General features: G+C 34.3%; 2 protein-coding genes. Both read right to left on the minus strand.

The window, feature by feature from the left end:
- On the minus strand, positions 1-2,275 hold a 2,275-nt coding region (locus Megvenef_RS07975), incomplete at its 3' end, for a hypothetical protein (RefSeq protein WP_322777421.1).
- 223 nt (positions 2,276-2,498) lie between these two features.
- Complete coding sequence (locus Megvenef_RS07980; RefSeq protein WP_322777422.1) at positions 2,499-3,038, minus strand: retropepsin-like aspartic protease family protein; 540 nt, start codon at positions 3,036-3,038, stop codon at positions 2,499-2,501.
- Between the last annotated feature and the right edge of the window lie 613 nt (positions 3,039-3,651).

Here is a 3,651-nt window from a genome sequence, read left to right on the forward strand (position 1 = left end):
CAAGTTTTGCTCTTAGAAATTCTCCTGGTTGCTCTTGTCCAGCTATTAGATTTTCTTTGTACTTGTTTATATTCTCAAGTGTTTTTTCGCTTATTACAATTTCGTAACCAGGTATTTTATCAGCTTTTTTTGGAGCCTCAACATCTTGTAATTCTATTGGTTTAATTTTTGCCTGCTCAACAATTTCGCGTTGCTTTAGCACCTCTTCTTGGCGTAGTTTCGGTATTAGAGAATTAATATTAGCCTCAGTTAAAATAACACCATATCTACCGTCACCAGTAATATGATTGCCTACAAATTTATCACCACCGCTCCCACCTTTAATCTGATAGCGCTCGTTTAAGGCTTTGCTAAATTTCTCTGCTTCAACTTTATCGGCAAATTGGACAATATAGTTTTTTTGCTTTTGGCTATCTAAGCTTTTTACAATTTCACAATTTTTGGATTCAGGCAAATTTTGTATTAAACCAACATCCTTAAACCCTTTCGCATTGCTAACTAATTGGCTTATTTGTTGTGGGTTTAAGTCTATATCGTAGCTAGTACCATCCTTACTTTTTGAGCTAGTTACATTAATATTATGAGTTTTCGCCAATGATTCTTTAAATGCTTCTGCCTCGTGCATATCAGTAAAACTTATCTTACCAATTTTATTTGTTTGATATACTACCTGCTCTGGTTTTAAACTAAAAATGCTTTGAACTTCAGATAGGGCTTTGATATTTTGTTTATCTTGTTCTATAGACACTTTCCTCTGATCTAAACGCTCCATAACCTTTGCTTGGTCGTATGTTTTTGCTGATTGCATAACATCATAGCCAATTGCATCGCCAGCTAAATTTGTAACGGTTAGCATGGCCGAATAGACTGAACAATTACCAGTTAATTGAATTGGGGTAATTTTTGTTCTTTCTGGAACTTCTACCCCACGCGATCCTGTAATTTTATTGTTTAAAAACTGCCATTCATCAAACTTACCGTCTTTTATTGCGGTTGGTTCACCGTGAGATACAGTTAATTGTCCGCTGTTTTTATAAAAAGCAATTTCTTTCTCTGCGCTGATAAGTGCAAATAGGTTTGCCTCCATGTGGCGTTGATATTCTTTTGGATTTGAATTTAAAGTGGCTATCTCCATTTGGCTCATTTTCTGGGGATTTCCATTAGAATCATATATTACTGCTAATTTACCATTTGGTAGTTCCTTGGTCTTAAAATATGGAGTAATTTCTGTTGTATAGATCCCTGTGCCAGTTTTAGTGGCATGGTCAACCCTTTCTAATCCACCTCCGGCATCAACTTTTGTGTAAAAATATCTATAACCACCAGGTGCTTTAGCATCTTTTTCTTTCTTAAGCACCCTCATGGCAGTGTGGCCAGCCATTCCACCAGCACTCAAAAGTACAGTATCTGTTTCTGATAAGCCGTTTTGATCAGGAAAGAAACGTGGTTGGTGATAAGAATTATGATCCCCTGGGTTAGCTGAAAAAGAAGTAATTCCGTTAGGAGTATCTTTATCAAGGATTAATTTTTGCCCCCCATTAAGGAGTTGATTAGTATTTTCTCTAATTAGTTCTACCCTTGCACCTTTCTTAGTGTCGTCATAATATTGTTCTTTAAGATACATTATGAAGTTACTATCAGACTTTAGGCCTCCCACAAATTTATCGTTCTGATCTGTTTTTAAGATTGCTTGTTGAGTGGTTTTTAAGGTTTGTTGCTCTTGCGTTGAAAGTAAATGATCATTGGTTGCGGAATATACAGCTAATATAATGTCAATTGCACTAGCAGCAGCGTCTTCTCTCCACCCCTTGTCTTTTTTGTTGCTGAGCATATCAGCAACTTGTCCAATCCTATCGGATACATTAGAATGCTCAGCAGCAAAAGCTCTCGTACCTTGCAGTTTTGGATTCAATGATGCTCCATTAAATTTCTGTACTTTATCTTTGGCTTGATCAACCAAATCCATTTGCCTTTGGCAATCTTCAAGAGTAAGAGCTACTGGTTGTTCTTTTTGAAATTGGGTTTTTAATAATTCTTGAGCTTCCAAGTTTATTGGCATTACATATTTTTTTAGTCTTTGATCAAAAAAAACTTCACCAAAGGCACTGCCATCAGCTAGATATTTGTTCTTAAAATCTAGAGCTTCTTTTTGTGAGGCAAAAGAATACACGCTTTTTGCTTGTGTCCTATTATGACCATATGTATTTTCAAAGGAATTTTCTACTCCTTGAGCTTTTAGCCATTCAAAGTAACCTACGTTTTTATCTTTAGACATTAATATCCCCACATTAATTGCGCTATTGTACGGTCCTACAGCTTACCATTTAGTTAAAATAGTATTAAGGATTTAGGGGAAAATCAATTTCTCTGTTTGTTTGTTAAGCATAATATCTTGTGGAGCTATCAAATTAACAATAGACCCATTCTAAATGTCTTATATGGCTAAACCTGTGGTATAAGAAATGAATATTTTTTTATAAAATTAGGTTGAATTAGCTTCAATAACTTAAGATAAGCATATCTCTAGTGATTTTAAAGTCTTTGAAACTTCCTATTAAAGTCATACCGAGCAATGAAATATCTAATCCGCCAGAGGTGATATGAGCTTCGAGGTTATGAAAAGTTCTCTTGTTGCCAATTGTCAGTTGATCAATTTTAACTGGAGCTGCATAGCTAACACCATTGGCTGTGCTGTATTTTTGAGTATATTTTAACTTAGAAACATTAAATCCGAGCTTTTGTGCATCTTCCTGAGTAAGGGCAATGTCACTTGCACCTGTATCTACTAAAAATGTGATTTTATGATTATTTTTCGTTGTTGCATCAAGGTAAAAATGGCCATTATTACTACGAGCAATAATTAGTTGTCCTTTTTCATTTGTCCAACTATAAGAAGGAATTAAGACTGATAAGACTCTTTCTTTTAGTGTGCCAAGTTCAAATCTGAATGCATACAAGACAATGAGAACAGCAAAAATTACGCCCCATAAAATTACGTTTGCAAAAGAGTTCGCGCCTTTGTTTCTCCTTAAGTACATAAACATAAGGAAGGCAAGAAATAATGTTAAGGAGATGGCTCTTAAGATATCCTGAGAATCTATGGTGACTACCTTTCTTTAGAATTTACTACAGCATGTAAATTCTATCATAAAATATCAGATTAATCTAACTAACCGGAGTTTGAATCGAGAGAAATTCTATAGACAAAATACGTTAGGTGTTTTTATGTTAACGTAGTAGATTGATTAATGATGTAATAGCAATTACTTCTTATCATAATCATTGCAATAGATGTTTCGTATATATCTATACAAAATGTTGCAATAAAATAGTAAACTAAGGCTGTTGTAACTTGGGTAGGGAAAAAGATGTTAAAAAACCACATTTAGTGTGATAACATGCAAAATCTAATCATTTAAGGAGTAAATAGGATGACTAAAGGACAAGATAAAAAGAAAGAAGCAAAAAAAGAACCAACTCATAAATCAATAAAAGAAAAGCGTGCAGCTAAAAATGCTAAAAAAGCGGCTAAATAAGAAATTAATTTCAAGTAGGGCGGCGGTAGCATAGATAAAGGCTCTGTCCATCTAAGTGTGTAAATTCCTTATAGGTTATATAATCAATTAATATAACCAAGAGGAATAAAATATG

This window comes from Candidatus Megaera venefica (genome assembly GCF_034554655.1).
Taxonomy (GTDB): domain Bacteria; phylum Pseudomonadota; class Alphaproteobacteria; order Rickettsiales; family Rickettsiaceae; genus Megaera_A; species Megaera_A venefica.